At 39.0% G+C, this 17,214-nt stretch carries 18 protein-coding genes; 6 read left to right on the plus strand and 12 right to left on the minus strand.

Annotated features, from left to right (window positions below):
- Nucleotides 1-64: 64 nt before the first annotated feature.
- From aspA to EW028_RS06680, 7 genes are all read right to left on the minus strand, one after another.
- Nucleotides 65-1,483: an aspartate ammonia-lyase gene (aspA, locus tag EW028_RS06650; RefSeq protein ID WP_004230240.1), complete on the minus strand. Its 1,419-nt coding sequence runs from the start codon at nt 1,481-1,483 to the stop codon at nt 65-67.
- A gap of 155 nt (nt 1,484-1,638) precedes the next feature.
- On the minus strand, nt 1,639-2,268 hold the full coding sequence (locus EW028_RS06655; protein ID WP_131520315.1) for an NAD(P)-dependent oxidoreductase: 630 nt from the start codon (nt 2,266-2,268) through the stop codon (nt 1,639-1,641).
- Nucleotides 2,269-2,338: 70 nt separating this feature from the next.
- A complete protein-coding gene (locus tag EW028_RS06660) occupies nt 2,339-2,752 on the minus strand; it encodes an Rrf2 family transcriptional regulator (RefSeq protein ID WP_131520316.1) in 414 nt (137 codons plus the stop codon).
- 105 nt (nt 2,753-2,857) lie between these two features.
- A complete protein-coding gene (locus tag EW028_RS06665; protein ID WP_036080672.1) occupies nt 2,858-3,064 on the minus strand; it encodes a hypothetical protein in 207 nt (68 codons plus the stop codon).
- A gap of 46 nt (nt 3,065-3,110) precedes the next feature.
- Nucleotides 3,111-3,296, minus strand: coding sequence for a hypothetical protein (locus tag EW028_RS06670; protein WP_048394492.1), 186 nt, complete (start codon nt 3,294-3,296; stop codon nt 3,111-3,113).
- A gap of 183 nt (nt 3,297-3,479) precedes the next feature.
- Nucleotides 3,480-4,457, minus strand: coding sequence for a thymidylate synthase (locus tag EW028_RS06675; RefSeq protein WP_131520317.1), 978 nt, complete (start codon nt 4,455-4,457; stop codon nt 3,480-3,482).
- Between the two features lie 47 nt (nt 4,458-4,504).
- Nucleotides 4,505-5,413, minus strand: coding sequence for a hypothetical protein (locus tag EW028_RS06680; RefSeq protein WP_131520318.1), 909 nt, complete (start codon nt 5,411-5,413; stop codon nt 4,505-4,507).
- A gap of 190 nt (nt 5,414-5,603) precedes the next feature.
- Between EW028_RS06680 and EW028_RS06685 the strand changes: the two genes are divergently transcribed.
- From EW028_RS06685 to EW028_RS06695, 3 genes are all read left to right on the plus strand, one after another.
- Nucleotides 5,604-7,796, plus strand: a complete 2,193-nt coding sequence (locus tag EW028_RS06685) for an ATP-binding protein (RefSeq protein WP_131520319.1) — start codon at nt 5,604-5,606, stop codon at nt 7,794-7,796.
- On the plus strand, nt 7,771-8,397 hold the full coding sequence (locus EW028_RS06690; RefSeq protein ID WP_131520320.1) for a response regulator transcription factor: 627 nt from the start codon (nt 7,771-7,773) through the stop codon (nt 8,395-8,397). Before EW028_RS06685 ends, EW028_RS06690 begins: the two co-directional genes overlap by 26 nt.
- Nucleotides 8,398-8,626: 229 nt before the next feature.
- Complete coding sequence (locus tag EW028_RS06695) at nt 8,627-8,827, plus strand: cold-shock protein (protein ID WP_004230248.1); 201 nt, start codon at nt 8,627-8,629, stop codon at nt 8,825-8,827.
- A 132-nt stretch (nt 8,828-8,959) separates the two neighbouring features.
- On the opposite strand, the gene EW028_RS06700 is transcribed toward EW028_RS06695, so the two are convergent.
- Nucleotides 8,960-10,258, minus strand: a complete 1,299-nt coding sequence (locus EW028_RS06700; RefSeq protein ID WP_131520321.1) for a hypothetical protein — start codon at nt 10,256-10,258, stop codon at nt 8,960-8,962.
- A 150-nt stretch (nt 10,259-10,408) separates the two neighbouring features.
- Between EW028_RS06700 and EW028_RS06705 the strand changes: the two genes are divergently transcribed.
- On the plus strand, nt 10,409-11,938 hold the full coding sequence (locus tag EW028_RS06705; protein ID WP_131520322.1) for an AbgT family transporter: 1,530 nt from the start codon (nt 10,409-10,411) through the stop codon (nt 11,936-11,938).
- Between the two features lie 13 nt (nt 11,939-11,951).
- The gene (locus tag EW028_RS06710) at nt 11,952-13,142 is read left to right on the plus strand and encodes an amidohydrolase (RefSeq protein ID WP_048394504.1); all 1,191 of its coding nucleotides are present in this window, start codon (nt 11,952-11,954) and stop codon (nt 13,140-13,142) included.
- A gap of 208 nt (nt 13,143-13,350) precedes the next feature.
- Here EW028_RS06710 and ccsB read toward each other — a convergent pair whose 3' ends face one another.
- Entirely contained in the window at nt 13,351-14,505 is a 1,155-nt protein-coding gene (ccsB, locus tag EW028_RS06715) for a c-type cytochrome biogenesis protein CcsB (protein ID WP_193767334.1), read from the minus strand.
- A 359-nt stretch (nt 14,506-14,864) separates the two neighbouring features.
- On the opposite strand from ccsB, the gene EW028_RS06720 reads away from it, so the two are divergent.
- Complete coding sequence (locus tag EW028_RS06720) at nt 14,865-15,602, plus strand: class I SAM-dependent methyltransferase (RefSeq protein WP_131520324.1); 738 nt, start codon at nt 14,865-14,867, stop codon at nt 15,600-15,602.
- A 14-nt stretch (nt 15,603-15,616) separates the two neighbouring features.
- On the opposite strand, the gene EW028_RS06725 is transcribed toward EW028_RS06720, so the two are convergent.
- The 3 genes from EW028_RS06725 to EW028_RS06735 are packed head-to-tail and all read right to left on the minus strand — an operon-like array spanning nt 15,617 to nt 17,120.
- Nucleotides 15,617-16,051, minus strand: coding sequence for a GNAT family N-acetyltransferase (locus EW028_RS06725; protein WP_054549263.1), 435 nt, complete (start codon nt 16,049-16,051; stop codon nt 15,617-15,619).
- Nucleotides 16,048-16,536 (minus strand): GNAT family N-acetyltransferase, encoded by a 489-nt coding sequence (locus EW028_RS06730; protein ID WP_131520325.1) that lies wholly within the window; start codon nt 16,534-16,536, stop codon nt 16,048-16,050. Before EW028_RS06730 ends, EW028_RS06725 begins: the two co-directional genes overlap by 4 nt.
- Nucleotides 16,533-17,120 carry an SMI1/KNR4 family protein gene (locus tag EW028_RS06735; protein ID WP_131520326.1) on the minus strand — a complete coding sequence of 196 codons (588 nt, stop codon included), beginning with the start codon at nt 17,118-17,120 and terminating at the stop codon, nt 16,533-16,535. The genes EW028_RS06730 and EW028_RS06735 overlap by 4 nt, the downstream gene beginning before the upstream one ends.
- Between the last annotated feature and the right edge of the window lie 94 nt (nt 17,121-17,214).

A 17,214-nucleotide genomic window follows, 5' to 3' on the forward strand; every position in this document is an offset into this window, starting at 1 on the left:
AGGTCTACAAAAAAAGACTATAGACAGCCTTTTAGGGCATGTCTACAGTCCATTATTGCTCGTTTTATTTTAATTTCATGATACTAGAACCCGCAATACCTGGGTGTGTCATTTCATATGGATCTAAAATCAAGTCTAATTGTTCTTTTGTTAGGACGCCTTCTTCAATGCAAAGCTCACGAATTGAACGACCTGTTAAAATAGCTTCACGTGCTAGACGAGCAGCTACTTCATAACCGATGTGAGGGTTAACTGCTGTTAGCACGCCTACACTTTTTTCTACATATTCTTTCATGCGCTCTTCATTTGCTTCAATATCTTTTAAGCAGTTTTCTGTAAACGCACGGAATACATTATTCATAATGCTAATCGATTGGATTAGGTTGAACACTAATACAGGCTCCATTACGTTTAATTCTAATTGACCAGCTTCCGATGCTAGAGAAATTGTATGGTCATTCCCAATTACTTGGAAGGCTACTTGATTCAGCACCTCAGGCATAACTGGGTTAACCTTACCTGGCATAATTGAAGAACCTGGTTGACGAGCTGGTAACAGGATTTCTCCTAAGCCTGCGCGAGGACCAGAAGCCATTAAACGCAAGTCATTAGCAATTTTAGACATATTAATCATACAGATTTTTAAAGCGCCTGATACTTCTGTATAGGCATCTGTATTTTGTGTTGCATCCACTAAATGCGTTGCACCTTTTAATGGTAAACCAGAAATTTCAGCAAGATGCTCATCAACAGATTTAATGTAGTCTGGGAAGGCATTTAAGCCTGTACCGACAGCCGTTGCACCCATGTTCACATCATATAAATTTGGACGTGTTTGACGAATGCGTACGATGTCACGGTTGATCACGCGGCAATAAGCTTCAAACTCTTGTCCTAAGCGGATTGGCACAGCATCCTGTAAATGCGTACGTCCCATTTTAATGACATGAGCAAATTGCTCTGCTTTTTGATGGAAAACGGATTGCATATAATCCATCGTTACTAATAATTCATCTATTAAATTTAACACAGCGATATGAATAGCTGTTGGGAAAGCATCATTTGTTGATTGTGACATATTGACATGACTGTTTGGGCTTACTGTGTGATAGTCACCTTTTTCTTTCCCTAAAATTTCTAGGGCACGGTTAGCGATGACTTCATTGGCATTCATATTGATGGATGTACCTGCTCCACCTTGAATTGGGTCTACGATAAATTCAGCATCCCATTTGCCATCAATCACTTCTTGTGCTGCTTCGACAATTGCCTCACCAATTTCTTTTGATAATAGGTGTACTTCCATATTACTTAATGCAGCTGCCTTCTTCACAATCCCCATTGCTTTAATAAGTGAAGAGTGAATTGTGTAGCCTGTAATTGGGAAGTTTTCCGTAGCACGTAGTGTTTGAATTCCGTAATACGCCTCTGCTGGTAATACGCGCTCACCTAAAAAATCTTTTTCTATTCGTTGTGTTGACATTATTGTCGTCTCCTTTTATGTAATACTCACACTTGATAGTAGCTAATAAAAGTCGTATTGTAAACAGTCATTTTTCTGTAAACGAAAAAAATCCTTCAGAAAAGCAAAAAAATCACAAAAAACCGAGCGCATTTCCTACGCTCGGTTGCATTTTATTATTTATTTGACGTTACTGTGAAACGGCTATTAACGTGCTGTGGGTTTTCTAATTCATCGACGACAGCCACTGCGTAATCGGCATAGCTGACATAGCTTTCCCCCGCATCATTTACTAATAAGTGGTCGACGCCTGCTGTATAGTGACCTGTACGTGGTCCTTCTGGATCGAAAAATGCAGATGGACTAATAAATGTCCAAGTAATGGGTGATTGTTGTAAATCCTGTAGGTTTTGTCCTTGATTTTGCGCTGTTGCTAAATACATGGCTGGGAAATCTGGTGTATCCATCACACGCACTTTTTTCTCTGGGTCCACAAATAGACTGCCCGCTCCCCCTACAACCACTAATTTTGTAGGAATACCTTGGAAAATTGAGATCAAATGACGACCAGTTTTGACATGTAAATCTTCTTGTCCAGCTGGAGCACCGAATGCATTGACAACGACATCGAAGCCTTTTACATCATCTTGCGTTACATCAAACACATCTTTTTCAATTACTGGAATAGCAGCTGTCACTTTTGCTGCGGAACGAACGATGGCTGTGACCTCATGACCACGTTGTACCGCTTCCTCTACTATTTTTTGTCCAGCTTTTCCTGTTGCACCAATTACGGCAATTTTCATGATTTATTCCTCCTAAGGTTTAGTTGTAACCATTTTAGTTACAGGTTAGATACAAGAAGACCATCTCCGTCTAAGTACGAAGCTGATCTAGCACATCCTGTAGCGTCTGTGCTTGTAATTGCTCTTCCATTGCCAGCCACACAGATGTATAGACACCCTCCAATGTATGCTTGATTTTTTGACCTACTGCACACGCTGGATTTGGCTCATCATGAATGGCAAATAGCTGCTCTGGCCCATCAATTGCCTGATAAATCGCTAGCAGTGTTAAATCCTTTGGCGCTACTAATAGCTCATAGCCAGCCATGCCAGAATGAGAAGAAAGTAAGCCTGCTTTTTTTAGCACACCAATCATTCTTCTTACGACTACTGGATTGGTATTCACACTTCCAGCTATAAAATCGGACGTAAGGAGACTTTTATCAGAGGTTGTAGCAATGAGCGAAAGAATATGGATCGCCACCGAAAATCGACTGTTCACCATATGTATCACCACCTGTTGTAACTATTATAGTTACAGGTGCAGAAAAAAGTCAAGCACTGTCACCTGTATATATTGTTCCCGGTTAAGCTGTTGCTAATGTATCGCTTATATTTTTTTTACGTAAATGACTAATTCCTGTCGTATTTGACCGTTGTCCTCATAAAAATCTAAATTATGAAATTCATATTTAAAGTGACCTACAGGAAATGTCACACTTTCTCCTTGCGCTGCTGCCAAAATGCCTGCTACATCTTGTGACACCATATGTAGCAGCTCTTCCCCAGAATAAGAATCGATAAAAATAACGTTCATAAAAAAAACACCTCCATAGCCATTATAGCTTAGGAGGCGCTTACATTTATAGTGTATCTTTATAACCTTTCAAACGAATCTCTTCGATGATTTGCATCATTTCTTGAATTTGTTGCTGCGACAATTCGATCTTGTTACAAGAATATGCATGTTGAACAGAACCCATGCTTTGTTCTGGCTCGCTTTGCTGTCGATCATATTCATCTACTAGAAGTACCATTGTATTTTTCACAACTATCACCCCTACAATATAATGGACTATTGCCATTATACCAAATAATGCTAATTACACCATAATAACTATAATCAATTTCTTTTCATCCAGTCATCCAACTACTTACCTATTTCGTAAAACAAATAGTTAGACCTAGCTATTCGTTTGAAAAAACAGCAACCAAAAAGGCTGCTGTTGGCATTATACGGCAATCGGTGCTTTTATCGCAGGATGTGGATCATATCCTTCAATCGATAAATCCTCAAGCTCTATATCAAAGATGGATGCTTTATTTGGATTGATGTGCAATGTTGGTAGGTTTCTTGGCTCACGTGATAGCTGTTCTTTCACTTGCTCCACATGGTTAGCATAAATATGGGCATCCCCAATGCTATGAATAAATTCGCCAACCTCTAAGCCACACTCATGTGCGATCAAATGTGTTAATAAGGCGTAAGACGCAATATTGAATGGACAGCCTAATAATGTATCAAGGCTTCTTTGCATTAACTGGCAGCTTAATTGACCATTTGCTACATAAAATTGGAACATCACATGGCACGGTGGTAATGCAGCTTTACTGCCCTTTGCGCCCGCATTAATGACATCCTCAGGATTCCATGCATTGACAATGATACGGCGTGAATCAGGTTGGTGCTTAATCTGATGAATGACATCCTGTAGCTGATCAAGGCTCTCGCCATCAGAGGTTGTCCAATGGCGCCATTGTTTGCCATAGACATTTCCGAGATCTCCATATTGCTGTGCAAAGTCATCATCTGTTAAGACACGTTCACAAAATGAAGCAAGCTCTTTCTGATACAATGCGTTAAATGACTCGTCTACTAAACAGCGTCGACCAAAATCTGTCATATCTGGGCCTGTATACTCATCAGATTCCACCCATTTCTTAAATGCCCATTCATCCCAGATGTGGTTATTATGCTGCAACAGGTAACGAATATTGGTATCCCCTTTAATGAACCATAATAATTCACTTGCTACAAGCTTAAAGGGCACACGCTTTGTCGTTAGAAGAGGAAACCCTTTGCTTAAATCAAAACGCATTTGATACCCAAAGACGCTGTATGTACCTGTCCCAGTACGATCCTCTTTCTTTGTGCCATTTTCTAATATATGTTGTAGTAAATTTAAGTACGCTAATTCTGGATGCGTCATTTTTCTTCAACAGCTCCTTCAAGTTTGCTGTTGACCATTATACCATTTCACAACGAATTATTGTTGAGCTCCCTCGAAATTTCACTCTCCGTTGTGACGAAAAAAGTGGGCAGCAAGATGATATTTAATAAAACAGGTCCAACGATTACTAATAAATCAATCCCAGGACTAAAATATAATCCAAATGCTGTAATCAGACCTGATAATACAAGAAACACGATTTGTGCGACAATGATTAAGATCGGCACCAATTGATACAGGTAATTGAGTTTACGGAACTGATGCATATTGTCTGGGTTTTTAATGATTTTTCTTTTTAACCGTCTGGATAAAATAAGACAAGCAAGCAGTTGGATAGCCATAAAGCAAAAATAAATGACACTGTATACAAGCAACTGACTTTTTTGAATGGTGCCATCAAAATGGCCCACTCTTTGATTTAATAACTCTTGTACCGCTCCCTCATAGACATATTCACGTTCACTTAAAAAAGTAAAGGGCTCCATAAAGCCAAGCGCTGTCCAATCCTTTGTATTGACAGTCCACTTGGATAATTTACTCGCTAAAATACGCAATTGAATAGGATCTTGCTCGCCAAACATCCCTACGAGATGACGATAGGGTATGGCTACTTTTAACTGACCATCCTGCTTTTCTTGAAATAAATCCTGAATATAAAAGGTATAGGCAACATCGGATTTATTGGCCTCATAACGAGTCTCACCAATTTTCCAATGATTAGCTAAGGAAGCTTGAATACCATTTTTCATTTCTGTATAGGGCATATCCTTATGTAGGTGCTTCGGAATCTTATAGATAAAATGATGATCACTACCTATAAGACCAATTTCAACTTCGACTTTATCCTGATTCACCGTTTTCGCCTTCGTGGTCAATGGAATGGTGATCATAGCGATGAGAAAAAAAAGAATAAGTGTTAAAATGCCTTTTTTCACGCAGAAGTCCCCCTATTCGTCACTAATGATTAAATTTACCCTATCATACCCATGTCCGAAAACACTATTTCGTTATTCCGAAAAAACAATAGTGGTTTTCCGAAACCCGTTATTTCGGTATTCCAAATTTATCAATAATTAGCGATAATATATAGGAGATTAAGATCATAAGCAAATTCGAGGTTTCACAATGAAAAAATGGACATATTGTATTTTTCTTACTTATTTAATTCTTGGAATTTATGTATTAGGTATTACCATCAAAACACCCTTTATTAGTCTCACTCTCGATACGACAAATGGTCAGCCTGTTATTATGGATAGCTATTATCCTCAATGGGCAGAGCAAAAAAATATTGAAAAAGGGGATGTGATTGTGACTATCGATGGGCAGCCAGCCATAGAGAATCGCTACGTTCGGCTACAAAGGGTCGTTAGAAGCGCCAATTCATTAACGATTCAAAAGGCTGATCAGAGCATTCACACCATTGCTGTCAAGCATCGAGATATGCCAGAAGAATTATATTTGCAAATTTTGTTCCCCATCTTTTATTTTTTCCTAGCTTTTGGAGTCGCACTTTATGTTTGGCGACGCAATCAAAATAATCTTTCAACGTTTTTATTGATCCTATTTTTATTAACTTGCTCATTGGCCTATATCAGTACTGGCGCATCAGCAAGAGGAAATATGATCGGGATGATTGTCATTGGCATTTGTATTATTTTATGTATGGTTCTCTTTATTCACTTTTTACAACACTTTTTCAAATTTCTACAAATCAGATGGACCTACCCTCACAGTAAATGGCTATACTTATTAACACCTATCATCCCTGGCTGTTATCTACTTGAGGAAGTTATACCAACATTACGTGAGATAACATCTATCTTGAACTTGAGCTTATTTGCTGTCCTAGTGCTCTATGCAATTTATATTTTAGTAACGAGTTATTTACGTACAAAATTGGCCAAAATTCGTTTAATTGCACTTGCCTTTATCGTGCCATTTTTACCCTTTTTATTATTCTTCGTTACACCTGAAATATTAGGACATAAGCCGATATTACACGCTGAAATCGCCGCATTGTTTTTATTATTTATTCCGTTCTCTTTTCTGTTCATTCAGGTGAACGAACGATTATTCGATATTGAATACCAATTATCACGATTACGCTATTATTCAACGCTAGCCTTTTTCAGTGCGCTTCTTTTAACAGCAGGGATTGCCCTGTTATTCATGGGGGAGCTATCCATCGTCCATGTCACAAGTATTTTTTTACTTGTCTTTATGGTGATCATTGCGAGCTTTTATATAAAAGAACGCATTGATTTTAAGTATCGGAAAATTATCTTCGCTTCTACTGGAAATTATGTACATAATTTATATGCAGCCGTTCAGCGCATGGGCAAAGCAAAAAACCAACAAGAATTATTGGATCGTTTTAAATATGAAATCACCGAGAAGCTTGGAACGACAGCGTTTCATATCTGTACAATCACAGACGATTCTCCACAGCATGTAAGCTACTATCCGCAATTACTGTTACATGATGCTGGTGAGGAAAAGATTATGTTAGAAATACACCATGCTCTGCAAAAGGAAGAGCTGCTTTGGTTAGAATTGCTTGCACTGTATGTGTCGATGTTTATCAATAACTTACAGCAAATTGAGGATTTAGTGCGTGAAATTCAGCATATAAAAAATACCAGTGATACACCGCTTCCATGGCTCGATAAATTGCTATGGAATATTATTGAGAAGGAAAAGAGTATTTTAGCACAGGAATTACATGATACCATTTTGCAGGAGCAGCTTCATTTAGCCAGAGAGCTTGATGTCCTAGCTGGCTCTCCTACTATTCAAAAGGAAACCGTACTAGCTATACGCGAGCAGTTATTAAATGCAACGAAGGACTTACGAGAATATTGTGAGAACTTGAGTCCCCCACTATTAGATACCTTTGGTTTACAAATGGCATTAAAAAAACTCATCCAAAAGGTAAAAATAAGGGCTGATTTTTTATTAAGCGCACAAATTGATCGTGTAGAATTTCAGGATGTCACCCTGCATCTCGTAGTCTATCGTCTCGTGCAGGAGCTGTTAAATAATGCAATCAAGCATGCCGAAGCAACAGAGGTTTTACTTCAATTACATGCCATCCCTCAAGGCTTTATCCTTCGATACGATGATAATGGTATAGGCTGCGACATTGACGATTTAATACAGTCCTCTGCATCAATGGGTATTAATGGCATTCGTGAACGTGTCCGTGCTTTTAATGGTGACATTACCATTCAATCGAGCCCTAATGAGGGCATGCATATTTATATACAAATACAAGAGGACGGGGAATCATATGATGAACATACTTATTATAGATGACCATCCTGTCGTTTTAGATGGTACGAAAACATTGTTGCAGGATTTAGCCAATGTTCAAATCGAAACAGAACAGGATAGCGCAGCCGTTTTATCAAGAATGGATACAGATACCTTTCAGTTGTTTCTGATTGATATCAATATGAAGCCAATCAACGGCATTCAACTATCAGAGATGATTAAGAAAAAACAAGCAGATGCATTGATTATACTTTACACAGGCTACGAACTTTCCGATTATTATGAGCTATTAATTGAGAAAAAAATTGATGGTCTATTATCAAAGCTAGCAACAAAGGAGCAAGTGATCCAAACCATTCAAGCAGCCATAAGAGGTGAGATTCTACTGGCAGCCGATTTCTTAGACTTTGTTCAGCAGCGCTCCAACCTGCCAAATGTGCAGCAGGAGGTTCTACTAAGCGATAAGGAACAGGAAATACTACAGCTCGTTGCCCAAGGCTGTACCAATAAAGCCATCGCCTCTGCAATAGGTGTCACCCAGCGTACGGTGGAGAACTATTTATCCAAGCTATTCGTCAAGCTGAATGTAGAATCGCGGGCGGAGGCTGTTATCGTTGCTAAAGAAAAAGCATGGATTAATTAATGAGGAAATAGCGCTTCTTTACTATTAGATTACAAATGTAAATTTTTCCTTACTAAAAACGGAATTTACTGGATATACAAATAATTCTGTACTATAATAAGGGTAATAATTACATTACTTCATTGCTATGATTAAAAACACGTATTCAAAAGTAATACGAGCTTTTGAATACGTTTTTTATATGTGATAGAAGCAATTGATTGTTGAATTTTTTTGGGAGGGTGTTTACATGACACAAGGTACAGTAAAATGGTTTAACGCAGAAAAAGGTTTTGGCTTCATCGCAGTTGAAGGTGGCAATGATGTATTCGTACATTTCTCAGCTATCCAATCTGATGGCTTCAAAACTTTAGAAGAGGGCCAAAAAGTTGAATTCGGCGTAGAAGAAGGCAGCCGTGGACCTCAAGCAACGAATGTAGTGAAACTATAATCTTCACTTAACATAGACGTGCAAATAAAAAGAGACATTCGTAAATGGATGTCTCTTTTTTCCTGTGCCAGGATTTATTCATCCTATCAACTTTCACAGGTAGCCCCCACCGTATGAACCATTCCATCCTGACTAATATAAATGAATTTGGTAATACTTTTTTGGGCGTCCACGCGTGGTGGATGTATTGCTTGGTAATTCATGTGCTAAGTTTTTTTCATGGAGCTGCTTTAAAATGCGGTTTGCAGAGCGTACCGTAATGCCAAGATGTGTACTGAGCAGTTCTCCACTGACGATCGTTGTCGTTAGTTTTTCCAGCATCGCTTCTATTTTTTGTAATTGTAGTAAGGGAATATCATATGTCGTACTTAAATTTTTTAAATGCTGTTGTTTTTCATCGTCAAACTGTAGCATCGTTCCATAAAGTAATGGCCCGATTTCTCGTGTATTTTCGATAATGTATCCCTGTGTTTCCTTTGAAGAGCAGAGGGTTGCAGCTTTTTTAGCAAACTCCTGACTTTCAACTAAAGAATCACCAATTCCCCACCCTATTCTGACAGGAAACGAAAGCTTCTCATTTAAAAAATCAACCAAATGACAATGGGAATAACGATTCGTTGTACTTAAAAATTGCTTATACGTCGTGATAATTGCAATAAAGGATGCCTCACGATGTACGATAAATGAGCTAGCATACAGTTGTTTGAAATCTAATATAGTTTTATATAAGGCAATTTGCCGATATTCTAGGTCTTCTATATTCGATTTATCGATCGGAATTAAAATATGGACTACCACTACTTTATTTTGGTTAAGCTGCCGAATTTGAAGTTGATTGAGAAAATGATCTAATGTTAATTGCATTGCATAGGGAGACGGGTAAAAAGCGATAAAGGGTATATTTTGATCAGCTAAGCGCTCACGTATTTCTGCAATGCGGGTAAAGGTCAAATCAACCTTGTTTTCCTTATGCAATTGTATGTGCCATTCACCAGCTTTATCGACAATATCGCTACTTGCGTACTCGCTCATCGTTTGGCTAAAAAGATAAGGTTTTTTTCCTATCGACCATTCATGAATGCCCAAATAGCCGTTTTCCTCATAGCAAAAGTCGATGGCAATACGATTCATGGCAATCTTCTTCTCATAAAAAAGCTCCGTAACGGTACGGTAAAAATCACGTTCTGAAATATCAAAATAATGCATGGGTACCGTTGCTTCTTGAAAATGTTTTTGAGCATAGAAATATGGAATTTGCCCGCTAAAAAGCGCTCCATCTCCCCCTTCCAAATACTTTTCTAATAGCTCATTCAACTGTTCAAAATCAGTATACGCATAGTAATGAAATTCACAAAAAGAGGGTTTAATTTTTTCAAGCTGTTGAACCCATGAAAGTGAGCGTTTTGCGGTAAAAACATTAATTTTATACATACATATAGCTCCTTAAATAAAAATAAATATTGAAAATAGTCAGAAAATATGGTTTCTTTGTATAAAGGACATAGATTTCCAATGTCTTAAAATAGAGACATTGGATTTTTAAAGGTTAAGTCTAATAAAGTATAAAAGGAGATGAAATTTATGCAAGGGAATTCACAAACAATTAAGAAAAAATCTTGGATTGACAACATGTTAGATAAAATCGAGCGTGCAGGTAATAAGCTACCAGACCCAATCACGTTATTTATTATTCTAGCTGGTGTAGTACTAGTTTTATCATGGGTTTTATCCATGCTCGGTATTTCAGCAGTTCAACCTGGGACCGAAGATGTCATTCAAGTAAAAAATCTGCTAAGTCAAGAAGGACTTATCTTAATTTTAACGCAGATGGTTTCAACATTTACAGGCTTTGCTCCGTTAGGGCTAGTAATCGTGACAATGATTGGTATTGGTTTAGCTGAGCAAACAGGCTTAATTTCAGCTGTCATGAAGAAAATTGTGATGTCAGCACCTACAAAATTAATTGTACCTTTTATCATTTTTACAGGTTTAGTTGGTAACTTAGCGGCTGACGCGGCATTTATCATTTTACCACCAATTGCAGCCATGATTTTTATGAGTGTTGGTCGAAATCCATTAGCAGGCTTAATTATTACATATGCAGCTGTAGCTGGAGGCTTCAGTGCGAACATATTAATTAGCTCTCTAGATGTATTATTATTAGGGATTACAGAATCAGCAGCACAAATAGCAGACCCAGCGTACACTGGTCGCGCAACGATGAACTACTATTTTTTAATTGCTTCGACGTTTTTATTAGTCATTATAGGTACATGGGTTGCAAAAAAGTTTACAGAGCCTCGCTTTGGTTCGTTTCACGGTGAAATTGAAAAGCTAGAGCCATTGACAGCTTTAGAGAAGAGAGGATTGAAATGGGCTGGAATCGTCACGCTAGTTTATATTTTAGTCATTGCTTTTACAGTCATACCGTCGAACGGTCTTTTACGTGATCCTGCAACAGGTGGCTTTTTAAACTCACCTTTCATGGCAGGCATTGTCCCTATCATGTTATTCTTCTTCCTATTACCTGGCCTTGCCTATGGGATTGCAGCGAAGGAGGTTAAAAATGATAAGGAAGTTGCGGAGAAAATTTTTAAATCCATTGCAGATATGGCGCCATTTATTGTATTAGCGTTTGCCGCTTCACAAATGATTGCCTTTTTCAACTGGAGCAATATTGGCTCTATTTTAGCCATTAAAGGTGCCGAGCTTTTACAAGCATTGAATTTTACAGGCTTACCAATGATGATAGGTTTTGTTTTAATTTGTGCCTTTGTCAACCTATTAATCGCCAGTGCTTCTGCAAAATGGGCTTTACTTGCTCCAATTTTCGTACCAATGTTCTTATATTTAGGCTATTCCCCAGCGGTTACACAAATGGCCTATCGTGTAGGGGATTCGATTACAAATCCAATTACCCCTATGTTACCGTATTTCGCGATTTTACTATCATTTGCAAAGCGCTATGATAAAAATATCGGTATAGGCACGCTTATATCTTCTTTATTGCCGTTCTCGGTGTTTTTCGCAATCGGTTGGATTATCCTCTTCGCCATTTGGTTCCTATTCGGTTTACCGCTTGGTCCGGGAGATTATATTTACTTAAAATAAGGAGTGTTAGTAAATGACAACATTACAACAACAGTTAGCAGATTTATTAAAACATTATGAAGAAGAGACAATACAGCTTCGTCGTCATTTCCATGAAAATCCTGAGCTTTCCTTTGAAGAGGTTGAAACGCCAAAAACCATTGCTGCCTTTCATCGCGCATTAGGACATGAGGTTCGTGAAGGTGTAGGTGGCAATGGTGTTGTGGCAAAGCTAGTTGGTGGAAAACCAGGGAAAACAGTAGCCTTGCGAGCAGACTTTGATGCTTTAGCCATTACGGAAGAAACCGGCTTACCTTTCCAATCGAAAATTAAAGGGCGTATGCATGCTTGTGGCCATGATGGACACACAGCTTCCCTCTTAATCTTAGCGAAGGCGTTTAATCAAATGAAGGATGATTTAGAAGGAACAATCGTCTTTATCCATCAGCATGCTGAGGAGCTTGCGCCAGGTGGAGCTATTTCGATGATTAGAGATGGCTGCTTAGAAGGTGTAGATGTTATTTTTGGGACACATTTATGGGCACCCACTGATCTTGGCAAAGTGCAAACAGCTAAAGGACCATTAATGGCTGCAGCAGATGGTATTTATATAACGATAAAAGGTAAGGGTGGCCATGGTTCAAACCCAAGTGACACCAAGGATTCCATTGTCCTTGCAGCTCAGTTTATTACAAATTTACAGCAGCTTGTGGCACGTCGTATCAACCCATTACGTCCAGCAGTAGTATCAATTGGGCATATTGAGGCATTAAATCCATTCAACGTCATTGCTGATCAAGTGTACATGAAAGGTACGGTGCGCACTTTCCACGAGGAGGAGCGTAGTTTGTTAGAGCATGAAATCGAAGAGCTTTTAAAGGCAACTTGTTATTTAACAAAAGCCGATTACGAGTATGAATATGTGCGAGGCTATCCGCCAGTTGTGAACCATGATGCAGAGACTGAGCATATAATGGCGTCCGCAGAGAAAATTGCAGATGTTGAGACTGTTGAAATAGTTGATCCAAATATGGGCGGTGAGGACTTTGCCTATTTCTTAGAGGAAATCCCCGGTGCGTTTTTCTTCACAGGGGCGAAAAACCCTGATTGGGAGGAAGTCTATCCACACCATCATCCGAAATTCGATATCGACGAGCGCTCATTACGAATTGCCGCCAACGTTTTAGGTCAAGCAACGCTAGACTACTTCGCAAAAAATAATTAATAAAAAGCATTACGAAGTGCTACATGCATTTCGTAATGCTTTTTTCGGTTGAATATTTTAATAAGAAGAAAAGGATGGCCAAAGCTAAGAGGTTCTCTCACTAGTTGGAGCGATTACCTGACTAGCTTGAGCGCTCTCTCCTCACTTTAGAGCGGGCTCCTCCTCACTCAGTCAGGATTACTTAGGAGTCAAGACCCCCTACCTCTAACTAGGCATAAGAATGTAAGCCGGCAATGACTAGATTGACAAATACTTGGTTGAACACAATAATGCCGAAGCCGATGATGGCCAACCAGGCTGTTTTTTCTCCTTCCCAGCCTTTGGATAAGCGAAAATGGAGGAAGGCTGCGTAGAATAAAAAGGTAATTAATGCCCACACCTCTTTCGGGTCCCAGCCCCAATAGCGACTCCAGGCAATTTGCGCCCAAATCATGGCGAATAGCAGGCCACCTAATGCAAATAATGGGAAGCCGATAACAACTGCGCGATAGGAAATCTCATCCATTAATTGTGGCTGTACGCGGCTTGTCCATGGCTTTAATAAGGCACTCACTGATTTTCTTGTGATGAATCGAATGACACCATATAAAATAGTACCCACGATAAATGCCCAGACAATCGAGTTTAATTTCTTGGCATCTATTTTATTTGTGATTTCGACACCACCGATTGCTTCACCCTTCTCGGTGACGGCTCCTTTACTGACAATCAGGGGCATCATGGAGTAAGTGGCTTTTTCTTGCTGTCCCTGTGCATTATCGAATTGTACCTGCACCTCTTCTGTGGCAAGGCTGAAAAACGTCGATACGCCAATAAAGCCAATGACAACCACCAAACAATACAACACAAACTCAAGACCGTATGTACTGATAGTTTTTTTGGAAACATCCAGCGTTCTTAATAAGTAAATTAAACCTGTAGCAAAGGATACAGATAAAATGGCACTAGAAAAGGCCACAGTCATGACATGAATTGTTAACCAGTGACTTTGTAATGATGGAACAAGCGGCGATACTTCCTTCGCGAAAACGCTTCCATAACCAAGGATGATTAAGGATACAGGAATCGTGAATAAGCCAACCACGATTTGCTTATATAAGAAATGGATAATTAAGTAACTTCCTGTAAGCATGATGCCAAAGAACGTCATAAATTCATACATATTACTGACAGGTGCATGGTCAACCGCCACCCATCTGACAACAAAGTACACGAGCTGTAGGGCAAAGGCTATATAAGTGAGCAATAGTCCTAGCTTACCGAATGTTTTTCTCTTTGATTTGACTGCTAGCCCTAATGGCACAATAGCAATGAGTAGTAGAATAAAGGCAATAAATAAGGCATTGCTACTAATGGATAACAAACTTTCTTGATTCAATAGAATCCCTCCAACGTCTCTTTTTCGGAATATGCTTCCAAATAGTAAGAACGTTATAGCGTGTAAGAAGTGCCATGTTTTCCCTTTAAATATTTTTATTTTTTCAAATTGTTACATTTTTATGACATGGAAATGGGGATGTGCTTGGTAGGATCAATCATTATGTAGAGGGAACGATAAAATGTCCCATTAAATGGAAGATAACTGTATCAAAAAAATGGTATGCCTCTATCTACATCTTACAAAAAATTGTAATAAAAGTCTATTTCTTTTTCTATCTACATGGGACAATAATGATGCGCACAAATAACATAACGTTATGTTTCATAAACTGGAGGCTTTTAATGAAACAAAATATTTATGATAATCCGATATTTTTTCATCACTACAAGACATTGAGACAAAAAGCATCTAATTATAACCGTCTTTTGGAGCAGCCCACGATGAAGGCTTTACTTCCACCGTTGACAAATTTACAGGTACTCGATATTGGCTGTGGTATGGGGGATTTCGCCAAGTATTGTATCGACCATCAAGCCAAGCACGTAACCGCATTAGATGTTTCGAGCAATATGCTGTCCGTCGCTAAACAGGAGCATGCCCACTCACAAATTGACTATCAGCTACAGGCAATAGAGGATTATGAAGCTCCTTCGGCTAGCTTTGATTGTATAACCAGCTCCCTATCTCTTCATTATGTCAAAGATTTCGATGCGGTCATTGGTCAAATTGCTCACATGCTACGTCCTAACGGTGTATTTATTTTCTCTGTAGAGCATCCTATTGCTACAGCTCGTCATACAACAGATGATAATTGGGTATATGATGACAATCATCAACGTCTGCACTATGCTGTGGATCATTACCAGGAAGAAGGCAAGCGTGAGCAAACATGGTTGGTGGATGGTGTTGTCAAATATCATCGCACTATAGCGACACTGGTCAATACATTGATTACCCATGGGTTAACCATTGATAAAATCGTAGAACCAATTCCAAGCACAGCAGCCATTCAACAACTTCCTTCTATTGAAAAGGAGCTACGCAGACCATCCTTTTTATTCATCAAAGCAAAAAAATAAACGAAAGCCTCACCCTATGTTTGTGGTGAGGCTTGTTTCATATAAATAATTTCCGGGTCTCCCTCATCCAAGTTGTCGATAAAACCGCTTTTGACAAAGCCTAGGTTATGAAAAAGCTGGTGCATACGCCTATTGGACTGATTTGTAGAGGAGAAAACCTTTGCTGTTTTAGCCATTTGGATATAAGCGGTCATTAAGGCAGATGCGATCCCCTTTCTGCGCTCGGACGGCTTGACAATGACTAAGGAAATAAAGCTATAGCCAAAAAAGTCATTGCTAAATAGCAAAAACCCCCCAATGGTATCGGCGGATTGGTATAGCAAACAGCGTTTCTCTTTGATAGCTTGCTGAATTTCTTCCGCTCTGGATGAATCTCCAATTACTTCTTGATCGATTGTACAAAGTGCTTGTAAATGCTCCATTCTTGCTTCAATTATATGATGGCTCAATTTTCAACCTCCTTCATATAGTAGCTCATCACCTTTAGCTCATTTCGAAGTCCCATTGCCTGTCTGCCTTCATCGACAAAGCCACATCGCTTATAAAGTTCTTGAGCAGCTCTATTTGGCACATTGACCCCAAGCACCAGCTCATTGATGAGTGGGAAATGCTTGCGAACAAAGTCAGGCAATAATTGAAGTGCTGTCTTGGCATAGCCTTTGCCCTGCTCATAAAAATCAGTGGAAAAGGAACGGATTAATAGCGCATGTTCATTGGAGGAGTAAGGCGTCACCCCCTCTTTTTCATGTAAGACAAAGAACGTGACTAGCTTGTTACCGTCCAATGCTAAAATGGCATGTCGACTATGATCCTGCTTAGCAAGTGCAATGCTTTCTTTTGGAGACTTTGTATAGCGTAGCTGCTCTTCTGTTAGGGTATATTGTTCTACTAAATTTTGTGCTTTGTCCTCATAGAACTTGAGCTGCATAGTCACTCGAATTCCTCCTCGTAAATAGCAGTGAATTCATAGTCTCCCTCTATAAGTTGCTGTAAATAATCCTCAAACGAAGCTGCAATCACCTCAAAGCTATCAGGATCATGGACATAACGAACCACCTGGCCAACTTGTCCCGCTTCATTTGGCGTAAAATCAATATATAGGCTCGATGTGCCCCCATTATTCATACAATCAGCAAAGCAGAGCCGTTCATTTAACAGGACATGCATATTAATCTTTTCATCTACTTCCACATACGCTAAAAATTCCTGATAGCGCTCATAAATTGTTTCACGTTTATCATGATAATCTTTCATGATTTGCTCCACCGATTTTAAATAATACGGATAATCCCCTAAATCAGAGCCTAGCACTAAAACACAGATCGTTTCTTGCCCATGCTGACAATAATATGTACCATTGACATCCTGTAATAGCTCCACCAAAGCTTGTGGGCAGTTCGGAAATACTTCTAACAAGGCCTGAATTTGTGTCTCTGAAGCACCAAAAGCCTGTTGTAATTGTTGCTGCTCTTCTTGTGGTAAGTATTGTAATAAATTCGCAAAATATGTTGTGCGCATCTTAATCCCTCTCTCTCTTTAACTATGACATATTTTAACATAATTTCTTCCATTCTCTTAGTCCCTCATGCTACTATGGAAGTATGCACAAAAA

Origin of the sequence: Lysinibacillus sp. OL1 (assembly GCF_004332175.1) — a bacterium.
Taxonomy (GTDB): domain Bacteria; phylum Bacillota; class Bacilli; order Bacillales_A; family Planococcaceae; genus Lysinibacillus; species Lysinibacillus capsici.